The sequence below is a fragment of the Bacillus sp. FJAT-27225 genome, from assembly GCF_001685025.1.
Taxonomy (GTDB): domain Bacteria; phylum Bacillota; class Bacilli; order Bacillales; family Cytobacillaceae; genus Bacillus_D.
The window spans coordinates 800,833-823,428 of sequence record NZ_MAYU01000021.1 but is presented as its reverse complement, the minus strand read 5'-3'; the positions used below and the strand labels follow the sequence as shown (position 1 = coordinate 823,428).

The following is a 22,596-nucleotide window of genomic DNA, read 5'->3' as shown; positions in this document are numbered from 1 at the left end:
TAGGTGAAGAAGGATTAAGGCAACTATGTTTTTGTAATCACTTTCTAAACAATCTGGATGCCCCGAAAGGTCATTTTTCATGACCTTCAGGGTATCCCCATTTTATTTCAGAAGCATATTCACGGCGTAATCACTAGACCATCTTCAGCTACGATAATCTCTCCTTGGAAATTAACGTCGGAAAATGCTTTATTGACTGTGTTCGTATCTTCTTTCCCCAGCCCTAGATGAGTCAAAACGACTTTCTTGGCTTCTGCATCGGCTGCCATTTTGGCCAGTGCTTCGGGAATCGCATGGGATCCTTTTAAGCCTTCTCTCAGATTTTCAGCGCCTTGTTCGGAAAGAGCTGAAAAATCAGTGGTCATCATTCCGTCAATCACCAGGATGTCCACGCCTTTTGCAAACGGCGCTAAATCTTCTGTATAGGCCAAATCCCCTGAGACGACGACACTCTGGCCGTCTGCCTCAAAACGGTATGCATAAGTTGGAGCGGTATGTGGAACAGGGATTGCCGTAATTTGGACGCCATCAAGCTCCAGGCTATGCTGTTCTTCCGTAAGATCCATGATATTTACATTTGTAAGCGCCCCGTCGCTCGCCGTGCCTAAACGGGCACGGTACGCCAGGTCATCTTTGAAAAAGTCAACGGTAGTATCATACAGTTTCTGGACTCGTGGGCCGACTAGATTGAGGGATCTTCTGCCATTCAATCCCTGCCACCCATCGATGAAAAAAGTCCAAAAATCTCCATTGTGGTCAACATGTTGATGGGTAAACAACATATTGGTGATGTTTTCGACAGGAAGACCGATTTTCGTTAGGGTACTAGTTGCACTGGCACCGCAGTCCACTAAGAAATACTTGTCTTTAAACTGTACAAGCGTGCTTGGTGCATTACGGCCGACTTCAGTTTTGGGACTACCTGATCCAACTGTTACGACGCGAAAGCCTTCCGGGACTGTTTCAAATATAGTAGATTTTTGTTCTTTCATTTCTATCAACCTCTTTCTTTTTTCTACTATGTACAGACTCTACCCAAGGTCTTTCTTCTTTTAAACAATCCTCCATTCGACTATGTAGCAAGGATACATATAAGAACTTCTAATGACTTATTTGGAGACTGAAACTGTCGATCACTATGAAAAGATTAAGGAAGCGGTTAAAGATGTCGTTTTGATGCTATTGATCCTTCCAGGACTTCCGGGTTTGTTGTCTATGTAATTAAAAAGAAAAAGAGGACTGGGCATATAAAGTTAATAAAGGGAGCTAAGATGCCAATCAAAGCACTTCTTAACTCCCTTTCAAAATCTCTGGACTAGAGATTAATTTATCAAATTTTGAAATAGGGTTTCACATGCTCTTTTAGGAGCGCTTTGTTTGAATGCCTTTCTGATAGAGGAAGACCAAAAACATGAAGGTAATTAAGAAGAAGGCACCGATGGAAGACGCCTTTATCTGTTTAGACCAAAACCTCCGTATCCATCAGAAATATTATCTTGAAATAGAATTAGTTTTTTCATAAAAGAAATGCTTCCGCGTTTCCATACAGGCCTTATCCCATAAGGCTGCTCTTTCATTCAATTCCTTATGATATGCTCTCTTCAACATGCATAAATTGGATTAAAATATAGACAATAGCAACGAGAATCACCATAAGTAAAGCCAGTGTTGACGCTATGATGGACACATGGGAAGAATGAAAGCGTTGCGCCTGAATTTGTTTTCGTTTTCTAAAATATTGGACAGCAGAATTTATAATAACACCAAACCCAGCCACGCTGGATAGGATAGTAAGCAGCACAGCAAGAGAGTCAATTACCCGATCGCTTTCCCCAATGGTTAAATGAAAAGAAACTATTACAAAAGCAATTCCTGTGACGCTTAACGCGGTCCGTACCCAAGCTAAATACGTCCGTTCATTGGCCAAATGCTGCTGAGCAAATTCCAGTTGATTTTCTTCTCGTTCTTTTTTCTGATTTTCAAATTCCATACATATCAAACCACCTAACTAAGAAATATTTCGAAGTTTGCTGCTTATAACCTTTGATTCGGTTATATTTCTGCAGTCGACTGTCCGCAGCATGGCTCTCTATTATTTACCGCCTCTCATTCTTTACCCATCAATTTTTCAGAATAACAACAACAATGATATCTTTTAAGTTATTACCGAATGAGGATATAAGACATGATGTTTGGCAAGAAGAGGGGGGAAGAGGTGTATGGAATAATTTTACAAAAAATATCAATTCAAACTGCAAATATTAGACAATAAACCGGACTACCAAAATTTACTAGAAAATATATTAGCAAATCTATTTGAGGATACCGCTGAAAGAATGGAACTACAAAACCACATAAACCAATTACAATGAGCTTGAAGATCACTATTATGAGGTGCTGGAATTGGATAAATCAATTAATAGGGGAAAGAGTGTACTGGTTGCTTTTCAGAATCCGACATTGTCAAACTCTTCAAGCCATATTTGCTAATGTGATTTTGAGAAAATCAGGTATAGACTATAACTTTAAACAAATATATAGAAGCCAAGATAACATTCCAGTAAACAAATAAGAGGGGATATTATTGATTATGAATAAAATATTAAAGGATTAAGACAACTATCTAATAGTTATTGCTTTGATTAGTTTTATAATTATTTTCTTGACCGAAAATTACATATTCTCGCCAGTTCCTCTTAAAGCCACTGGGAAGGTTCCGATGCTTTCGAAAAATCATCTTCTTAAGGACATTATTAAATTACTATACCGCCAAAATGAAGCTGACTCCTATGAGTTATGTCTATTCTGAAATAGTAATTACCATACAGACTACACTTTTATTTGAGATAAGACTTGAAGATTATGTCGCTGATAATTACACATTGGGACTAGGTAAAAAACTTATAGAGTTCCGATCACTTAAACTTAACCCTCAAGTCCTAAAATTCACTTGCCAGTAAAAGAGAAAATAAGCTGAAACAGCGAAGAGAACAACCTAATTCAATATAACTAAGTAATTCCTTTTTAATGGCAACGCCATAAAGTAATTCGTACCGATTAGAAAGGAAAAGGTCATGCCGGATCACAACAGGATAACAGTTGGGCTATTCCATACCCCTGGTCGTCCTTTTGCAAAAATCATCTAGAATCAAAAAGCCTTCAACGATGACTGTTTTGATGATTAAATAAGATTTTGTTGCAGAAAATCAATCAATTATCCTTTCGGGACAGGAATACACATTGAATGACTCGCCTCGAATGAAGCCAACCGCTGTAATGTTTAAATCCTCGGCAAGCTTGATTGCCAAATCGGTCGGAGCTGACTTGGATAATACGATTCCTACCCCAATCTTTGCAGCTTTCAATAACACTTCAGAAGAGATCCTTCCGCTGAATACAATAATTTTATCCCTTACAGAAATATTGTTCAAAATACTATATCCAAATAATTTATCCAGTGCGTTATGCCTTCCAATATCGGTACGAACGGCAATGATCTCATCGGGTGTACAGAGTGCTGCATTATGGACTCCTCCGGTTTCTTGAAACACCACTGAGCTGTTTTGCATCTCATCCATGAGATAAATGCTTTGGGATGCACTTATCTTTGTTTTTGACATGGATGTTCTGGCTGTCCGGGCGTCATTGTGGAAATAGAACTGACGGCTTTTCCCGCAGCAAGAGCCAATGAACCGCTTGGAATAATACTGCTGATTTGTAGTCGAATTCACTTTCAATGCAACATAGGCAACTCCACGAGTTTCATCAATGTTGAGTGTAAGTATGTCACTGTATGTCCGGATGACCCCTTCCGAAGCAAGGAAACCAATAACCATTTCTTCAAAATGGGTAGGAGTAATGACCATGGTGGCAAATTCGACGTCATTGACGTACACAGTTAAAGGGAATTCGTTTACAATCACATCTTCCACATCAAGAAAGCGGCCTTTGGCATATTTGGTTATTTGATATTTTTGGCTCATAGCTTCCAGCATTATATTCACCCCAACTTATGACAAAATTTTGAATATATAAAATCTAACCATATTTTTTATATTTACACAAGAAAAATAAATAACATGCACATAGTGAAAAATTATTAGGTTAATAGTTGCACTTAATTTTGTGAAATGATAATATTTTTAATAATTCACAAATATGTCACAATTTGATTTGAAATAGCGACCCTGTTCTCGGTTAAATTGTGAACATTTGAAAGCGATTACTTACTGTTAGTCTGAAAGTAGCGAACCTGCTGGAACCTAACCGTCAGTCTTTTTCTGCATGCTTTTTTTGCATGCACGATAGATTGGCGGTTTTTTTGCTGCAATTTGCTAAACAGACAAGCAGACCATGCGGAAAAATAATAACGAGGAGGAACGAAATGAAAATGAAAAACCGATGGCTCATTGCCGCATCCGCTGTGGGAATTCATATTTCCATTGGCTCTGTCTACGCTTGGAGCAACTTTACAAATCCCTTAATGGAGCAATTTGGCTGGACTGCAAAGCAGGTCCAATTCACCTTCAGCCTTGCGATCCTGTTCCTTGGCTTATCTGCTGCTTTTCTTGGACACTTTGTCGAAAAACACGGGCCGAAAAAGGCTGGACTCCTTGCAGCCGCGTTCTTCGGCGCCGGCATTATAGGTTCAGGGCTCGCAGTAAATCTTGGTTCCCTGCCATTGCTGTACATAACCTATGGAGTATTGGGCGGCATCGGCCTGGGAGTCGGTTATATCGCCCCGGTTTCGACGCTTGTAAAATGGTTCCCTGACAGGCGTGGCCTGGCAACAGGACTTGCGATTATGGGATTTGGTTTTGCGGCTGCAATCAGCAGTCCCATAATGGATTCATTGATTAAATCTGTTGGCACAGCAAATACGTTTTATATTTTAGGAGCTGCTTACCTCGCACTTATGACATTATCTTCTCTTTATTTGGAAAAGCCACCAGAGAATTGGCTGCCTGAAGGATTCAAGGCAAAGGTCCAAGCCGGAAAAGTGAAAGTCAGACAGGATCTATCTCAGTTAACGGCTAATGAAGCTGTTAAAACTACGCGATTTTATTATCTGTGGATAATGCTATTCATTAACGTAACGTGCGGGATCGCAATCCTGTCGGCTGCAAAGCCACTGGCGCAGGAGAGTATTGGATTGACAACGGCCGGTGCAGCTGCGCTTGTCGGGGTAATGGGATTATTCAACGGCTTCGGCCGCCTTGGCTGGGCATCCATTTCTGATTATATCGGCCGTCCTAATACGTATACGATTTTCTTTGCAACTCAAATTGTTTTGTTTGCGCTGCTGCCACATACAACAAATGCTCTGCTATTCCAGGTCATGCTTGCAATTGTTTACACTATGTACGGCGGCGGATTCGCTTCCATCCCTGCCTACATCGGTGATTTGTTTGGAACAAAACAGCTTGGCGCAATTCATGGGTATATTCTTACAGCATGGGCAGCGGCAGGGTTGGCCGGCCCAATGTTTGCGGCATGGATGTTTGATAGAACACAAAGCTATGCAGCAAGCCTGACCTATTTCGCAGCATTGTTTGTTGTTGCACTTGCCGTATCAATCGTAATCCGATTTGACATTCGCAAGTTGCGCAAACAAAACGAGCAACAAAAGCTCGCTTCCTGATTTCTTTTCGTTAGAGGCCGGATATGGTAGAATACCAATCAACAGAAGCCTCTAGGGCAGGGGGAAATTATGAATAAATACGAAGCGGAGTTTAGCAATCTAGTTCGTTCCTTTCGAAAAAAACATATGGGAAAGGGACCAAGCAAAATTAGGACAACTTTCTGCAAAAACTGGGCCATTTGTGAAATGGAAGGAAACCTTTCACCAGTAGAGAAATTTATTGCATCGGCCAACGAGGGCAAACAGGCATTGCGGTCGGCTAGAACCGAAATGGTAAAAGAAATGTATCGCAAAAACCGTCCGGTCGAAATGGAAGAATTTCTAGGCTGCAGTTTTGTTGAGTTGTTCGTGGATATTGATATCGACCGTGATTTTGGAATGTCAGTTTTTGTTTTTGACCAGGACATTGAGAAAAAGTTTTGTAATTAATTTGATGGTATGGCACTTGGCAGCGTTCCTGCTAAAGACTAACCACCGTTCACCTGAGAATTCTATGGAATTCCTGGGTTTTCGGTGGTTTTTTTTTCAAAAGGCTTTATTAAGATGTAAATAGGAGTGTTTTAAATGGGAAAAACGAAGCATCCAGGACCACAGAAAACATCGGCAAGGCTGGCACCGGAACATTGGGTTAGTCCGATTCCTTTCGGGCTTGGCAAAGTAAAGCCGAAACATATACGTGATACTGTTAAAACACTATGGGATAACCGCGACAATTTTGGGTATGCCACGAATATCCTCACAAAAGGGGTTTGTGATGGCTGTGCACTTGGTGTTTCCGGGCTTCAGGATCAGACATTGACAGGCCCGCATATTTGTACAACAAGATTGAATGTCCTCCGCTTGAATACAATTGGTGCGATTAAACCGGAAATCCTTCATGCGGATATAGATGAACTAAGGAAATACAGCAGCTCCGAGCTCCGCAGGCTCGGCAGGATTCCTTATCCGTTGATTCGCAGGAAAGGTGAGCGCAAGTTCTCACGGCTGACCTGGGATGAGGCAATGGATATGATAGCCGGGAAAATGAAAAAGCTGGATCCGAAACAATTTGCGTTTTACCTGACTGCACGCGGTATTACCAATGAAACGTATTATGTTGCGGCGAAAGTTTCGCGCTTCCTTGGCACAAACAATATCGACAACGCCAGCCGAATTTGCCATTCCCCTTCAAAGACGGCAATGAAGCGTTCCATCGGTGTCGGGGCTTCAACGGCCAATTATCTGGATTGGATTGGTACCGATGTGCTTATGTTCTGGGGAAGTGTTGCCTCCAACAGTTCACCCGTATCATCCAAGTATATGCTTGAAGCGAAGAAAAAAGGCACTAAAATTATTGTTGTGAATCCATACCGGGAGCCAGCCATGGATAAATACTGGATTCCTTCCAATCCTGAATCTGCACTTTTCGGAACAAAGCTTGCAGATGATTTTTACCAAGTGAATATCGGCGGAGATATAGCCTTTATGCACGGAATCATGAAGCATTGGTTTGAAATGGAGGAAACCAGGAAAGGCTCGGCCATTAACCACGAATTCGTCCAAGAGCACGTAAACGGCTACATCGAGTTAAAAGCACATGTCCAACAGCAATCATGGGATGACATCATTGCCTCTTCAGGTGTTACGAAGGAACGGATCATTGAATTGGCAGAGCTGCTTGCAAGGAGCAAAAATGCTGTATACGCATGGGCAATGGGATTGACGATGCACTCTTTTGCGACAGATAACATCTCGCAAGTTGCCAACCTCGCATTATTACGCGGGCATTTAGGTAGAAAACATACAGGTTTAATGCCTTTCCGTGGCCACTCTTCCGTACAGGGCTCAGGTGAAATGGGCGCAGACCCGTTTGTTTTGCCAGGCGGAGATTATTATGGTTCGAATATCGACCGGATTGAAACACTGTGGGGCTTTAAACTCCCTGAATGGCAGGGTGACATCGTCGGGGTAACCTTGGAAAATATCGTTCTTCCTGAAGACCACGAACGGAAGATTAAGCTTTACTATATGTCTGGAGGCAACTTCCTGGAGACCATGCCCGATCCTGAATTCATTGAGAAAGCATTGTCCGAACTTGAAATCCGGGTTCATCAGGACATCATCCTTAATACGTCTACATTGGTAGATGCAAAGGAAGCCGTTATCGTCCTCCCAGCCAAGACACGTTATGAGCAGGAAGGGGGCGGAACTTCTACTTCCACTGAACGAATGGTCTACTTCAGTCCTGAAATTCCTGGCAACAAAAATCGAATCGAAGAAGCTCGTGAAGAGTGGAAAATTTATGTCGATCTTGCCAAGCGAGTGAAACCAGAAAGAGCAGCTGCAGTCGATTTCAAGGACGCCCAGGAAATCCGCAACGAAATTGCATTAGCCAACCCAAACTATGATGGAATTCAACACCTGAAAAATGCAGGGGATGTATTCCAATGGGGCGGTGCCTGGTTGTGTGAGGATGGTGTTTGCCCTACCCCTGATGGACGAGGAAATCTGATTGCTGTGGATATTCCCGATTTCGCTAAAAAGGAAGGCCAGTTTGTTGTTTCAACCCGACGCGGCAAACAGTTCAACTCGATGGTTTACAATGAAGTTGATCCATTGAACGGTGCAGGCCGATATGATGTCTTAATGAATGAGGAAGATGCAAAGGAACTCAGCATTGCTGAAGGAGAAGGCGTTGTCGTTTACAACGGATTCGGAGTGTTCCAGGGAAGGGCAAGGTTCGTAGAAATCTCCCGCAGAAATGTCCAAGTCCATTTCCCGGAAGGAAACTTCCTATTACCAAGGGGCCGTTATGAAAAATATGCGGGCATCCCTGACTACAATATTACAGTCAGCCTAGAAAAGGCAGACCGTTTCAACGCGAGGAAAGACATTCAATATGTAGAAAGACGTATTGAAGAAGACGAAATCGACGCACCAGCAATAACAGGTTAAGAGAGAGGGTCACCAAAAGTTGTTTTGGAGACCCTTTTTATATAGAAGGAACTCGTGTAATTGAAAAACCCTCAAAATGAAAAAGGACTCAAAGAGTCGCCGTTAAGCTCTCCTTGAGTGACCATGTGGGTGCGACACAATTGGTTTCCCACAATAAATTCGTCGCCGCTTCTGACTTACTCTTAAAAAGAAACTTTTAACATCCAAAGAACTTGCCAACCATACTTTGCAAACACTCAACACATGTTGAAGCGGTCACGAAACTTGTATTGAAAGTGTAACCCAAAAGTAAACACTTCCAACTTAAAATAAACAATTCCCATTCAGGCCTGGTTTTCGTGAAATAAACATTTCCGATTTCCGGGTCTTTTTCTGCATAAATCCTTCCTGTCTTGGTTTCTGGTTCTCAGATTCCTTTTCAGTAGGAGTGCTTTATTTTGACTACGACGGTGAATACGGATTGGAGAGGGGGATTTTATTTTCGTAATACAAAATTATTGAGCCAGCCTGCTTTTGACCAAAGAGCTCGATAAAATTTATGTTAGGTAAAGAGGGTGTTATATAATTACAGATTAAACTATTCTGTTTCCTAGTGTAGCTTTTTTTATATTTAAAGGGAACTGCGGTTTATTTTTATATAGCTATAATTTATTGAACCTTTCACATTAGGAGTTTATAATTAATGGTGGAAAATATATGCACCACAGGGGGGAAATGGTGGATATTTATTATAATGACTTTGCAGATTTAAATGATTATTTAAATAAGAATGCCCTGATACAAGATCATTTTTATTTAAATAAAAATACAGTAAGAAGGTGTGCCTTAACCGCTGGAAAATATCCTTGGAAAAAGCCAATTAAATGGGAAATTCTTAGGTGGAAATTGAGTTTAGTAGATGCATTTATTGACTTTGGTTCTGGTTCATCAGTTATAGGATTAAAGGATACCGATTTTCTAGAGGAAAGTGAACAAAGGATAGTGTCCTTTTCAATTGGAATGATATTTGCGCAATGTTATGCACAATATTGGTATGGAGTAAGACATTTACACCATTTGAAAAACTTAATTAAGGATAAAACAATTATAGTCTCTACAAAAGGGAAATTCCCTGATTTTTGGGCAGTAGAATCTACTTCAGGTACAGGTTATTTGATTGAAGCGAAGGGTTCCTGTACTAAAAGCAACTTCATAGCAAACCAAAAAATTAAGGAAGCATTTGACCAGTTAAGTTCTGTGAGATGTGTTGTTGGTAGACAAGTAGCTGGGGGACATGTAAAAGATACTCTTTATTATGGACATAATTTAAAAAAATATGTGATTGCAACTCATCCCGATAGTAAAAATGAGTTAACTCAACAAGTGGTTGACCCTGTAGTAGAAAATAATATGAATATACTTATAGATATTGACAAGGCAACTTATAGATACTACGAAAATCTATATTTAATATTGGTTCAATTAAATAAAAGATTAATAAATATTGAAGGATTGGATTTTTATATAATCGATATTCCTGAATTTAATTGCAGTTTAGGATTACAAAAGGAGATCTACGAAATTATAAATAGTTATTATAGAGAAGAGCAAAATAAAATTGATTATGCTGAGTTACATGAAAAAATCAATTCAATTTTACCGAAAATCAATATTAATAATAACAATAACAATATCTCTATTGGACCAGATGGGTTAATTTCTATGGACTTGGATTTGTCTATTATGAAGGGGTAGCTTATTTTTTCTAATTGGTTTTTATCAGTAATCTGTTGAAGCAATATTGTAATTAAGTCCTCACAAAACACAACACGGAATTTTAAAGAGAATTATGTGGAAGATGTTCACTCCATCACGTTTTGTAAAATGTAAATCTGATTGTCAAGGGTTGATTTGAAAGTAATGGAAGGGGAGGAATTGATGTCGGACTTTATATTTGTTGAACAAATGAAAGATACAAAGGATATTATTACTGTAGCGGTGCAAATGGATAATCATGAGTTGGAAAACCTGGCAGCAAATAAAAACGTTATTGAAGAAGGTACAGATATATTAAGTGAAAGAATTTCATGGGAAGAGGTAAGTAATAAAGTTCGGGATTTTATTTCTATATTTATTGCTAATCTGAATCATGGCCCTGCGAAAAATAAATTTAACCACAATACCTATGAAGCACCAATAGAAAGAAAACTTGCACAAAGGCAGCAATCGTTGGAGGATTTTGCAATTAATCAATTAATTAATGGTCCAACTAATATTAATTGCAAAGTTCATATTAGAGGAACCTATGATAGGCTATATACAGATAAGAAAATTGTTCATGAAAAAACGGAAGAATATAAGAAAATCGGATTCATTCTATCGAATTATTTGCTGTGGAGTGAATCAAAGAATAAAACCTTAGAATTAATTAATATTGCGTATAAGAATGAGCTTGATGAATTTCAAGAATATATTAAAAAATACCCAAGTTTAGGCTCATATCATAATACGGGAAAAAGAATAATTGAAGCAATTACAGAGATGCACCCTTCAACTATCAAGAAATCAATATATTTTAGGTCTAGAGAGGTCAATCAGTCGAGGGTGTTTGAGCAAGCTGATTTGGGTGCTCCGAAGAGTGAATATGTAAAAAAAGAAGGAAGATATAATCATATAGGTATTCCTGTACTATACTTGGCTAGCGATAAAAAGACTTGTATAGCTGAAATGATGGAGGAAAATGAATCAAAGCTGTTATGGTTTCAAGAGTTTCTTGTAGATAATGTACAGGTATTAGATTTAACAACTGAACCTAGTAAGAGTATTTCTCCAAAACACAAGTTGCTCATTGCTGCCTTAATTTATGAAGGTGTGATTAACCAAGATTCAGAGAGAGATAGAGTTTGGAAACCTGAATATTATATTCCTCGATTTGTAGCTGATGTAGCGAAAATGGCAGGTAAATTCGATGGTATAAAATTTTCTAGTAATCGTGGTCAAGGAAACAATTTAGCATTATTCAATTGGGAGGGAAAGGTTTCCTTTAATGGATTTCCTAAAGCGGGTGTTTATACAAGAAAGGATTTTTTTGATCCCAATACTCCACCATGGCAACGGGATTTGTATCAAATGAGCTGTCCCTATTGCCACAACCAAATTAGTGAGTTAATGAGACGATGCAATCATTGTGGAAAACCAAATCCCTATTTTACGATGGATGACGATATTTAATCTATCCTAAGTACTCACCAGCACCCCATGTGTTGCCACATACACTCAACACATGTGGTGTCTGTATCAAAAATGCATGCAATAAAAGGCAACTATCTCTTAGTGAAGTTGCCTTTAACCTTGAGTAGAGTGATCATTTTGAACCAAGTAATCAAACAATCTTGTCAGTGCTTTTTGCAAATACCTATAGTAAGATGCTAGCGAAATATTAAGTCTTCGGGCTACAAGTTCCTGTGGCTTGATTCTATGTATATATGTATATTTCAATACTTGTCCCAGGATTGATTCCCCATTTTCCTCTTTCGAAATAACTTCAATTGACTGTAATAAATCCTTTTGAATCTGCCTTCCAACATTCTCTATCAAACCGTCAAAATCCAATCTGTGCGGGAACAATTGTCTGTAAAGCTCACATAATAACTGATTGCTCGGGAGGCTGTGGTACCCCTTCAAAATCTTCTTTAAATCTTTCATCCCTGTCTCAGGATCGGTTTGAGGAAAAGTGCTTTGAGTTAGGTGCCCGGATAATCTCCTATCTAGCTTTGTAAGGAAATCTTCAGTCCGCAAATCTAGGGTATAGGCGCGGTATTCTGTCCCAAGTGCGGTGATGGCATCAGCCCAGGCTGCACGTTCAAATCCAAGCAATTCGAATACTGGAAACCATTCTTTCTGACAGGTGAAATCCAAAATCCATTCAGCCGCAGAAAAGTGATTGATTAACAGGTCGGTAATGGAGGACCTGGTTTGCTCTTCGAGATCCGGGTCAACTCCGACCAGTGCCAGTAAATAGGTGTTTGGGACAGGACTCCAGCTGCCGAAAAACGGCTGTAACAACGGCTCTTTCCCCAAAACATCCACTATTTTTTCAACTAGCGGTACCATCGCATAGAAAGCAATCATCCTATCGTTCCTCCAAATTGTAAAAAACGAGGAAGGTTCAAGCTCCCATATCGGCCTTATTAAATCTGCCAAATGCCGGTCACCCGAATGTACGGATACAGTAGAGTTGAGGTAATCGAGATATAACAATTCGACAGCGGGTAAATTGCTCTCCAAGCATTCCCTAATTTCAACATCTTCCAAATTCCCTAAACAGCACGTATTACGGACGATAGGGTGTTCGTGCAAGAACATCTTATCCATCCTAAGTTTGGCTTCCAGATTGGGACTGAGTTGTTCTTCCATTCGGATTTGATGGAGAGCCTTTCTCCGCATCTTTTCATATGAATGTGGCTTTCGGCTTATCAAATCTTTATGAATCCAGGCCCTGACCGCATCGTGATGGACCCAGCCATCTTCAAGCTGTTTTACAAAAGGCAATTGGGTTAACTCACGAAACTCACTTGTGCTTATATCAACAAGGGCAGCCAACCTATCCTCATTAAACCGCCAATAGACAGAAGAAGCTTCTAGTACAAGCTGGAATTGCTCTGGTAAAGTTCGTGTAATTTCATCCATGAGTACACTAATAAGCCGATTCTGCTCGCTTCTGTCCAATACGTCAGTTCTACTCCCGCGGACGAGGACTTCTGCTGTCAATGCCATTGCGAGCGGAATTCCCCCTGAAAAACGGGAAAGAAGAAGCTGTTGGTCACGAGGGAGGATTCCTCTTTTCAATGCGTATAGAGAGACTTGGGATGGGGTCAGACTTGAGAGCTTGAATGAGTATATAAGGCTGGCCCATTCAGGCAGCCTCCATTTCCAGGTTAGCGGATGCCTGCCTGCAGTGATGATTGGAATAAAGGGAAGAATGTCTCCCAGCCAGTTCATCAGCCATTCCTCAACGAGGCGCATTTTTTCGAATCCATCGATTAACAGAATAATCTTGGGAAAATTTGTTGAGAGAGATAATAGCCTTTGAATATATTGGTCTGTTTCAAGTGTTTCAAATGGACGTTCGTCTTCACCCCAAATTTGATGATCCAATTGATGTAAAAAATCTTCTTTATTTTGGACGCCCTTATTTCCATCTATATAAAAACAAGTAAATTGGCTGTTAAGCCTGAATTGAGTAAGAAGAGACGTTTTTCCAATTCCCCCTTGGCCAAATATGTGTAGCCATGTCCAATCCCAATCGCCTTCAGCATGTTTCCTCATTAAATGTAATTCTTCTTCTCGGCCTACAAAATAATGAACTGCTTCCTTCGACAACTTCACATTTTCCGGCACTTTATCACCTTTCTCATGGAGCTTTTTATTTCCATTATATTTGAATTTCCACTGCCTAAGTATTGGGAAATTGAAAGGAAGTCGAGACGTTTTTGAGAGTGATTTTAAAGTATGTTTCTTGTACGAATGTTTCCTGATAGGAACTGAACAGTTGTAATTTTTATATGGAGGCAGGGTGTGGAATCTAAATGAAACGGTTATCCAAGTCTATCCTTGAAATGAAACCATACTATCAGGCAGTCATCATTGGTTCCGGTTATGGAGGATCAATTGCGGCCTCCCGCCTGGCTCGGGCGGGTTTGTCAGTATGCTTGTTAGAGCGCGGCAAAGAGTTTATGCCTGGCGACTTTATTACGAGGCGCCATCTGTACCGGTAAAATCCAAGGAGGAAATCAATATGCAATATACTGGCATACAATTCACCGAGACAATGAGGGGCTTTTTCTCAACCATCTCCTCTGGGGTAAAATTAAACAAACAACTTAGAGACGAATGCAAGTTTACAGTGACGATCCATTCAAACAACCTGGAAGAATTTCTTTCTGATCCGAAACATAAAGCCATGATTCAAGGCACGGTCCATGCACCACTACTTTCTGATAAGCCGTTGACAGTAAAGGGAGGAATGTTCAATCTGTTTGTCGAGGACGATGACCGTGTTGAAACTAGTAAAATGGTTTATCGTCTGCCGTTAAAATCAGCCGAGGGGAACAAGTATTATATAGAAGGCTACAAACTGATCCACAACGATTCGGGATTTGACTTATGGCCTGACACGACAACTCTTTTTATTAGCGTTTATGAGGGACCGGATGATAAGGGGCCTCTTATTGGCAAAGGGACACTTCGAATTAGTGCTGCCGATTTCCTTAAACTGCTGTCCACAATTCGTATTCTCAACCAGCCGAGCATGACGAAACAATTAAAAGCCCTGGCACGCTTCGGTAAATTTTTTACAGGCAAGTTGTTTAATACGTATGCAGCCATTTTTTCTAAACAGCATCTGTACAATCCAAATACACCGCCACGCCAAAGGCGGCCTCTTCGAACTGCTGCACCTGAAACCTACTACTTTACTACTTCTGAAAATCTTCAACTCCGTCTGTTGCGCTATAACGGTGGGTACAAAGGCCCTGTCATGTTGTCACACGGCTTTGCTACATCGTCTGTCACATATAACCTGGATACAATTGATACCAACCTAACCGAATACTTGTATGAACAAGGGTATGATGTCTGGCTGCTTGATTACCGGTTGAGTATTGAAACGCCCTATACAAGCGGCCAGTGGACTATGGATGATATAGCGGAAGAGGACTACCCGGCTGCTGTAGAAAAAATCCGCCAGATTACCGGTGCTGATAAAATTGACATTCTTGCCCATTGCGTTGGAGCCATAACGGCTGTGATGGCGGTCTTGAAGGGGATGGAAGGCGTTCGTTCAATGATGTTATTTCAGGTTGCCACCCATATCCAGCCTCCATTCTTAAACAATCTGAAGACAAAACTCTACATCCCTACCTTCCTAAAAAAGATTGGCATTCAAACAATGACGTCCTACACCGATGTGAAGGCCAATTGGAAAAATCGTTTCTTTAACAAGGCATTGCGGCTGCTTTACCCAAAAGGTGCCAACGAACATTGCAAAAATCCAACCTGTCATCGCTTGACCTTTATGTATGGCCGAATTGTCCAACACAATCAACTGAATCAGCTTACCCACGACACACTAAGTGAACAACTCGGTGAAGCGAACCTCACCACGTTTGAACACCTCGCATTGATATTTCGTGAACGTAAACTTCTTCGTGCAGATGGTGCCGATGTTTATTTGCCACATCTCAATCGCATGGCGATGCCAATTACCCTATTTTCTGGCGAAGACAGCAATGTATTCCTCCCAGAAGGTATGGAGAAATCCTACTTAGCATTATGTGCGGAAAACGGCAGCCACCTGTGCAAGAGGCATGTACTCAAAGGCTACGGGCACAACGACTGCTTAATCGGCAAAAATGTTGTTCGTGATGTCTTTCCACACATTCTTGAGCATTTGGATAAGGTTGAAGAACTGGAGTCTTATAGGACAGAAGGATATCTAAAATCCTCGACTAGTTAGCTTTTAGGGGAATAGGAGGATTTATTACTTAAAGGGATAGGGTGAGCTTTTTATGCTCTTCTATTCTTTTATTTTTAGAGCGGGCACGTACTGAATACTTCAAAAATGTTGAGAGTAAATTGAGATAGTTTGTGAGAGTAAGTGTGAAATAAACTTATATTTGTAAGGTGTTTAACTGTTTTTACGGAAAAACACTTACATACCAAGGTTTACTCATATTTTTATTCAAGGAGGGTATTACATGCCGAATTACGAAGTGACTCTTGAAGGTTTTACTGCTCACAATGAGACCTGGGACCATATCTTTCAAGTGGACGGAAAGCGGGATGAAGTATATATCCACTCTGATGTTCGCTTGATCGATAACACCGGAAGGGAACTTTTTTGGGGACAAAAACAAACAGCTGTATTGGGTGATCGGAATGGGTATCCTTATCGCGTACAAGCGGGAACTGCCAGCAGTAGCGGTGGTATACGAACTGGAGACCATGTCCCATATGCGGCACCCTGGCAGAGAAAAACCGGTTTGCAAGTTGACCGGCCACCTATGGTCCTTTGGTCCGGTGATTTAACAGAACAAACTGCTGTTGCAATAACTCCGACCATTTGGGAATGGGATGGCGGCCAGGACTTATTCAAAACATGGGGGAGAGTACTTGTAGAAAAGGGGCCTGTAATAGCAAGATCAGTCGGCAATTTACTAACAGCGGTTGGAGGTAAGCCTGTAGCAGTTCTTAGTGATGCGGTTATGACGAATGTAGAGTCTGGTTTAAATGCATTATTTACAACCCTTACCTATATTACAGGGCAAGCAGGAGACAGGCCTATAGGTACAGAAGAAGTAAATGGGCAAGCCGTGTTTAAACCCGTCACGCTTGCCTTAAATAGCAAGCTTGCTGATATGGTGATTGCAAATAACTTCGGTTACGGTAATGGCATAGTTGGTATCCAATATAGAGACTCGTCGAGATTAGCAGGGAATTATATGTTGTATATAAAAGTCGTTAAAAAGTAGATCATCCGCTCTAACTGATTTAGGAGGACCCTATTTCTCTGCCTTTAACAAATTAGGATAGATAGAGCTATAAAAGCTCGTCTATCCTTTTTATTTTGATAAATTAGAACTTGGATTCAGCAATATTTAAGGCCGGAGTGCCAGGCTGGATAAATAAATAGTTCGGGTGATGCCAGTTTACTAGTGTCCACTAAACCATTTTATCTGGAAGACACAACTAAGAATCGGATTGTTTGATTTGTGTGGTTGTACCAGTAATGTGTTTCGCTGGCTGAAAAAAACCAGGAGTCTCCTTGCTGCAGTTCGATCATCTTTGTTTCTATTTGGAGTGTCAGGGTTCCTTCTAATACATAGATGAATTCATGTCCGCTGTGTGAAAAGGGTTGTCCGTCGCTTTGGTTTGCTGGGAGTGTGACGAGTATTGGATGAAAGTCTGGATTTGGGACTTGTTGTGTCAGGTCCTGATAATGAAATGAAGGCTCACTCATGGGCTCATTGTTACTTGAGAAAAAAATACTGGGATTGACGCTTAGAACTTCAGAGATTTTTCGGAGTGACTCTAATGTGACACTGGACTTTCCACGTTCGACTTGTGAGAGAAAACTGATGGAAACACCGGCTCCCTCTGCAAGTTCCTTCAAGGTCATTTTTTTCTCTTTACGAATTTCTTTAAGTCGGACACCAATCATATTATCCTACCTTCCTCTTCCCACTTTTCTCATTAATAAATATTGTAGCAAATTAATCAAAGTTGACGGAATATTAACTATTGTCTAAAATCTAATTGAAGTGACACTTCAATTTTAAAAGGGGATGAGGAGAAAATGCAACAATTGGATAAAAAAACGTCTTTTCGTGTTTTGGTTGCCAGCCTTGTGGGCAGCTCCATTGAATGGTTTGACTATTTCTTATATGGAACAATGGCCGCACTAGTATTCAACCAATTATTCTTTGTTAATGAGGATCCAACAGTAGGATTGTTGCTCGCGTATGCATCGTTTGCACTTTCGTTTTTTATTCGGCCATTTGGGGGAATTATTTTTAGTCATATCGGGGATAGAATCGGCCGGAAAAAAACACTCGTTTTAACATTAAGCCTGATGGGGGCTGCGACATTTGCTATGGGGATTCTGCCTACATATCAAGCGATTGGTGTAGCTGCACCGATCATTTTGATTACACTTCGTCTAATCCAAGGTCTTGGAATCGGCGGGGAATGGGGAGGAGCTTTGCTGCTGGCAACTGAATACGCTCCACCAGAACGCAGAGGATTCTTTGGTTCTATTCCACAAATGGGTGTTACGATCGGTATGGTGATGGGTACACTAGCTCTTTGGATAATGAACTTATTACCCGAGCAGCAATTCATGACGTGGGGATGGCGCGTGCCATTCATACTAAGTGCATTACTCGTAGTCTTTGGTTTATGGATCCGAAAAGGAATCGATGAGACACCAGAATTCAAGGAAGTCCAGCAAAAAGGCGAGATTCCCAAACTTCCAATCGTCGAGACACTTCGCTATTACTGGAAAGAAGTGCTGATTACGATTGGTGCAAAAGTGGTTGAGACTGCACCATTCTATATTTTCAGTACGTTCATTGTTTCGTATGGGACAAGCAATCTTGGATTTAGCCGTTCCGCTGTATTAGGGGCGGTTATGGTTTCAACGATTATTACAACCATCCTTATTCCAGTCATGGGAAGGTTATCAGACAGCGTTGGCCGTAAAAAAATGTATATCGTCGGTACATTAGCGATGATGGCTTTCGCTTTCCCATATTTCTGGATGATTCATCAAGGCAGTGTAGTTATGCTGGTTTTGGCGACGATCATCGGCTTGGGCATAATCTGGGCTCCGATTACAGCAGTGCTTGGAACGATGTTCTCCGAAATCTTTGATGCAAAGGTTCGGTATACTGGTGTCTCACTAGGTTATCAAATTGGGGCCGCAGTCGCTGGGGGTACAGCGCCGCTCGTTGCCACAGCGCTGCTCGCATCATTTGACAATTCCTATATCCCAGTTGCACTCTACATTATATTTACTTCTGTTGTATCACTGATTGCCATATGGGCAGTGAAAAGCCGTGTTGAACAAAAACAAACTGCGATTTCAGGTTAACAATCTCTCGGCCGGCAGTTTTGGCCGAGTTATTCTATAAAAAGGAGAGATTCTATGCTTATATTGAACGAACAACTGATTCAATCCATTTATAAGATGGAAGATGCCATTCGGGATGTCCAAGCCATGTTAGTAGCAATTCATGAAGGACGTGTGGAAAACCCTCATCGGACGGTACTGAATGTCCCCGAACGTAACGGCTCTGTGCTCTATATGCCAAGTTCGGATGGGGCGAAAATGGCGTCTGTCAAAATTGTATCTATTTTTCCTGAGAACAGCTCAGCTGATCTTCCAACCACACAAGGAGCCATATTACTGACAGAACTCGAAACAGGAAGACATATAAGCTTAGTGGCTGCTTCTTATCTGACACGATTGAGAACCGGCGCATTAAGTGCAATTTCTGCACGCCATCTCGCCAGGCCTGACAGCCAAGTGCTGACCGTCATTGGTACAGGTGGAATGGCTTTTGAGCAAGTACTGGGAATAGTAAACGTGCTGCCGATTCAAGACATCTATTTAATCAATCGCTCCACCGATAAGACATATACATTCAGCGATAAGCTTAAAGGGGCCGGTGTGACCGCTAGCATTCATACCGGTGTCGACCGGAACGAAGCCGTCGCCCAGTCTGATGTCATTTGTTGTGCAACCCGTTCAACTGAAGAAGTGTTTGATGCACAGTATTTAAAAGTGGGGACACATATTATCGGCGTGGGTAGTTATTTACCGGAAATGCGTGAAATCCCGTTAAGGGCTATTGAACAGGCAGCCTTGATTTACGCTGATGATCATGAGGGGATGAAAGCGGAGGCTGGAGAATTCATAGATGCAGCCCATAGAGGGAAATGGTCCTTTGAAAAGCTTTCCGGTACATTAGCTGATCTTCACGTAAATAAGGTTGAACGTGGCGTTGAGGATATTACTATTTTTAAATCGGTTGGGGCGGCTCATTTTGATTTGGCTGTCGCGAAGGGGGTATTTGAGAAGGCGAAGGAAATGAATGTAGGTCAGGAGATTTTTTTGTAGGATGGATAGGATATGGGGCAAATCCTTTACAAAAATTAAGCCCTGATTTTCTCTTGATCTACAACGTTCTCCGTTCAAATCAAACTTATACATGATTAAGGAGGAAGTCGTCCTACTAAGGTCCCTTGCAATTTCTCCTATTCCGAGTTATGATAAGGAAGAATTATTTTTGACCGATGTAAAGATCGACTTTTCGTTCTAATGATCACTTTGGGCAGGGATAGTAACAAACAATGTGCATTAGCACGAGGAGGCAACACACATGGAACAAGGTACAGTGAAATGGTTTAACGCAGAAAAAGGCTTCGGATTCATCGAGCGCGAAGGTGGAGAAGACGTATTCGTACATTTCTCCGCAATCCAATCTGAAGGCTTCAAATCTTTAGACGAAGGTCAAAAAGTAACTTTTGACGTTGAGCAAGGCGCACGCGGACCTCAAGCTGCAAACGTTCAAAAAGCTTAATTTTGGACTAACATACCGAAACAGACTCCAAAAAAGTCTGTTTTTTTTATTTTCAAAAAAAGTGCAATAAAAAACCCTGCTCAACGAACGAGCAGGGTAGTGGAACCGGTAAAGAAAAAAGTTTAAAGTTAAAAGGTTATTTACATTATAACACAACAAATTCATAATTAAATGATTAGCCAAAATTTAGCAAGTGCATGATAATGACAACATAGAAGGCACACAAATGGAGGAATGGATGATGAAATTTCCAAACGACGCGGATGGAGAAGCATTGTGCAGTTTGTTCAAAGAAGGTGTGAGTTTTAAGAAGCCGCAGGCAGTCGAGTTTTTTATCGCGGTACCTGATCAGAAGACCGGCGAAAAGCTTCTGCCCGTTTTGAAGGAAGCAGGCTTCCATGGCTTGCTAGAGCAGGATGACGAAACAGACGAGTGGGCCTGCATCTGCTCGAAAAGAATGCTCCTGAACCATAGCGAACTAAAAAAGGTACAGGAAAGGCTCAATCAAATTAGCAAGCCTTACGGCGGCCATGCGGATGGCTGGGGCGTATTTATAGATTAAAATGCAGGTGATAACATGCTTCATACTTTTTCGGGAGAAACAATTGGATTTGATGTGATTTATAAGAACCGTTCAACGATCGGCATTTATATAGACTTGTATGGAAATATCGAAGTACAGGCTCCAAAGGGGACTTCTGATGCAAGTGTGCTTTTAATAATAGAAGACAGATGGGACCTCATCCTGCAAAGGGCGAGAGAAATAAAAGAGCGGGTCGCAGGCAGCATGGAAAAAGAGTACGGTCAGGGTGGGCAATTTCTGTATTTAGGCAAATCCTATCCGATATTAATTTCCCAGGATGCCGATATCGAAAAAGACAATGCATTGTTCGAGGAAGATAAGCTGCACGTATACGTGAAAGAACAAAATGATGAGAGCGTTAAACAGGCTTTAAAGCGATTTTACTATCAGCAGTGCAAGGCTTTGATCGAGAAACGGGTCAAATTTTATCAAAGCGAATTCAAAACAAAGCCGCGGTCAATCCGGATCACGGACAACAATACGAACTGGGGCACGTGTGACTCCACGAGGCGGTTGACGTTCAATTGGAAACTGTCAATGGCACCGCTAGAAGTGATTGATTATGTTGTCGTCCATGAAATGTGCCATATGGTGCATTTGAATCATGACCGTTCCTTCTGGCGGCTCGTCGGGAAAATCATGCCTGACTATGAACAGCATGAACGCTGGCTTGCGGTGTCAGGGTGGAGGATGGATGTTTAATAGGACGTTTGCATAAAAACAGGCTGCCAGTCACTTCCCGTTTCTTGTTGAATGGATTTTTATGATATATATTATATCGGATAGTGCCAGGCACAAATTTTTTAAATGTAAAGGATAGTCGCCATTCGTATTAAGTGCATTACTCGTCATCTTTGGTTTGAGGATCCGAAAGTAAGTCCAGCAAAAAGGTGAAATCTCCTGATAAAATTCGCTAAAACTGGTGAAGCATATTCAGTTGAAAGCCCCATTCCCCGCCGGTAACGAATTTAAAATTATCGAGAGTCAAAAGCACAAAGATATTAATTTGAAGAAAGAATACTTTATCGACAATTTTCACAAAAGTATGAAATCTGTTTACATTATTTGAAAGAAAAACAAGCGTATCAGCAAACGGAGCCGTATGTCTTAAAAAATTTAAAAGAAAAATAGTTTGTTCCTACTTAAAGAATTGGAGCTTTAAGCTTTTTCCTGAATATTCTAATTACTGGCGTTAAACATCTCTTCAAATTTTTCCTTTTCCTCTTCCACAATTGCGTCTTCATCGGTAATCTCAATATTTACTTTCTTAAATTGATATTCTAGCAGGTGTTACCCTCCCAATTTTTAGTTAAGTA

At 40.9% G+C, this 22,596-nt stretch carries 18 protein-coding genes; 13 read left to right on the top strand and 5 right to left on the bottom strand.

Going from position 1 to position 22,596, the window contains the following annotated elements; translation table 11 throughout:
- Positions 1 to 119: 119 nt before the first annotated feature.
- The 3 genes from A8F94_RS15740 to fdhD all read right to left on the bottom strand — a co-directional run bounded on the left by A8F94_RS15740 (position 120) and on the right by fdhD (position 3,995).
- Positions 120 to 992 carry an MBL fold metallo-hydrolase gene (locus A8F94_RS15740; RefSeq protein ID WP_066202306.1) on the bottom strand — a complete coding sequence of 291 codons (873 nt, stop codon included), beginning with the start codon at positions 990 to 992 and terminating at the stop codon, positions 120 to 122.
- Between the two features lie 593 nt (positions 993 to 1,585).
- Complete coding sequence (locus A8F94_RS15735) at positions 1,586 to 1,990, bottom strand: YidH family protein (RefSeq protein ID WP_066202304.1); 405 nt, start codon at positions 1,988 to 1,990, stop codon at positions 1,586 to 1,588.
- 1,216 nt (positions 1,991 to 3,206) lie between these two features.
- Positions 3,207 to 3,995 (bottom strand): formate dehydrogenase accessory sulfurtransferase FdhD, encoded by a 789-nt coding sequence (fdhD, locus tag A8F94_RS15730; RefSeq protein WP_066202302.1) that lies wholly within the window; start codon positions 3,993 to 3,995, stop codon positions 3,207 to 3,209.
- 395 nt (positions 3,996 to 4,390) lie between these two features.
- Between fdhD and A8F94_RS15725 the strand changes: the two genes are divergently transcribed.
- From A8F94_RS15725 to A8F94_RS15705, 5 genes are all read left to right on the top strand, one after another.
- Positions 4,391 to 5,641 (top strand): L-lactate MFS transporter, encoded by a 1,251-nt coding sequence (locus A8F94_RS15725; protein ID WP_066202487.1) that lies wholly within the window; start codon positions 4,391 to 4,393, stop codon positions 5,639 to 5,641.
- A gap of 69 nt (positions 5,642 to 5,710) precedes the next feature.
- A complete protein-coding gene (locus A8F94_RS15720) occupies positions 5,711 to 6,070 on the top strand; it encodes a DUF2294 domain-containing protein (RefSeq protein ID WP_066202300.1) in 360 nt (119 codons plus the stop codon).
- A gap of 135 nt (positions 6,071 to 6,205) precedes the next feature.
- Positions 6,206 to 8,575: an FdhF/YdeP family oxidoreductase gene (locus tag A8F94_RS15715; RefSeq protein WP_066202296.1), complete on the top strand. Its 2,370-nt coding sequence runs from the start codon at positions 6,206 to 6,208 to the stop codon at positions 8,573 to 8,575.
- Between the two features lie 717 nt (positions 8,576 to 9,292).
- Positions 9,293 to 10,309 (top strand): hypothetical protein, encoded by a 1,017-nt coding sequence (locus A8F94_RS15710; RefSeq protein WP_066202295.1) that lies wholly within the window; start codon positions 9,293 to 9,295, stop codon positions 10,307 to 10,309.
- A gap of 183 nt (positions 10,310 to 10,492) precedes the next feature.
- Positions 10,493 to 11,785 (top strand): RES family NAD+ phosphorylase, encoded by a 1,293-nt coding sequence (locus tag A8F94_RS15705; protein WP_066202293.1) that lies wholly within the window; start codon positions 10,493 to 10,495, stop codon positions 11,783 to 11,785.
- Between the two features lie 114 nt (positions 11,786 to 11,899).
- Here the strand turns inward: A8F94_RS15705 and A8F94_RS15700 are convergent, their stop codons facing one another.
- On the bottom strand, positions 11,900 to 13,954 hold the full coding sequence (locus A8F94_RS15700) for a hypothetical protein (RefSeq protein WP_066202291.1): 2,055 nt from the start codon (positions 13,952 to 13,954) through the stop codon (positions 11,900 to 11,902).
- Positions 13,955 to 14,142: 188 nt separating this feature from the next.
- On the opposite strand from A8F94_RS15700, the gene A8F94_RS15695 reads away from it, so the two are divergent.
- The 3 genes from A8F94_RS15695 (at position 14,143) to A8F94_RS15685 (ending at position 17,085) form a co-directional block, all read left to right on the top strand.
- A complete protein-coding gene (locus A8F94_RS15695) occupies positions 14,143 to 14,331 on the top strand; it encodes an NAD(P)-binding protein (protein WP_066202289.1) in 189 nt (62 codons plus the stop codon).
- Positions 14,332 to 14,351: 20 nt separating this feature from the next.
- Positions 14,352 to 16,070 carry an alpha/beta hydrolase gene (locus A8F94_RS15690; RefSeq protein ID WP_066202287.1) on the top strand — a complete coding sequence of 573 codons (1,719 nt, stop codon included), beginning with the start codon at positions 14,352 to 14,354 and terminating at the stop codon, positions 16,068 to 16,070.
- Positions 16,071 to 16,311: 241 nt separating this feature from the next.
- Positions 16,312 to 17,085, top strand: coding sequence for a hypothetical protein (locus tag A8F94_RS15685; protein WP_066202285.1), 774 nt, complete (start codon positions 16,312 to 16,314; stop codon positions 17,083 to 17,085).
- A gap of 200 nt (positions 17,086 to 17,285) precedes the next feature.
- Here the strand turns inward: A8F94_RS15685 and A8F94_RS15680 are convergent, their stop codons facing one another.
- Positions 17,286 to 17,774 carry a helix-turn-helix domain-containing protein gene (locus tag A8F94_RS15680; RefSeq protein WP_066202282.1) on the bottom strand — a complete coding sequence of 163 codons (489 nt, stop codon included), beginning with the start codon at positions 17,772 to 17,774 and terminating at the stop codon, positions 17,286 to 17,288.
- A 135-nt stretch (positions 17,775 to 17,909) separates the two neighbouring features.
- On the opposite strand from A8F94_RS15680, the gene A8F94_RS15675 reads away from it, so the two are divergent.
- The 5 genes from A8F94_RS15675 (at position 17,910) to A8F94_RS15655 (ending at position 21,982) form a co-directional block, all read left to right on the top strand.
- Positions 17,910 to 19,205 (top strand): MFS transporter, encoded by a 1,296-nt coding sequence (locus A8F94_RS15675; RefSeq protein WP_441294196.1) that lies wholly within the window; start codon positions 17,910 to 17,912, stop codon positions 19,203 to 19,205.
- A 54-nt stretch (positions 19,206 to 19,259) separates the two neighbouring features.
- Positions 19,260 to 20,234, top strand: coding sequence for an ornithine cyclodeaminase family protein (locus tag A8F94_RS15670; protein WP_066202281.1), 975 nt, complete (start codon positions 19,260 to 19,262; stop codon positions 20,232 to 20,234).
- 262 nt (positions 20,235 to 20,496) lie between these two features.
- Positions 20,497 to 20,697: a cold-shock protein gene (locus tag A8F94_RS15665; RefSeq protein ID WP_026694123.1), complete on the top strand. Its 201-nt coding sequence runs from the start codon at positions 20,497 to 20,499 to the stop codon at positions 20,695 to 20,697.
- A 241-nt stretch (positions 20,698 to 20,938) separates the two neighbouring features.
- The gene (locus A8F94_RS15660) at positions 20,939 to 21,259 is read left to right on the top strand and encodes a ribonuclease E inhibitor RraB (RefSeq protein ID WP_254660870.1); all 321 of its coding nucleotides are present in this window, start codon (positions 20,939 to 20,941) and stop codon (positions 21,257 to 21,259) included.
- Positions 21,260 to 21,274: 15 nt separating this feature from the next.
- Positions 21,275 to 21,982 (top strand): M48 family metallopeptidase, encoded by a 708-nt coding sequence (locus A8F94_RS15655; protein WP_066202278.1) that lies wholly within the window; start codon positions 21,275 to 21,277, stop codon positions 21,980 to 21,982.
- The last annotated feature ends 614 nt before the right edge of the window (positions 21,983 to 22,596 follow it).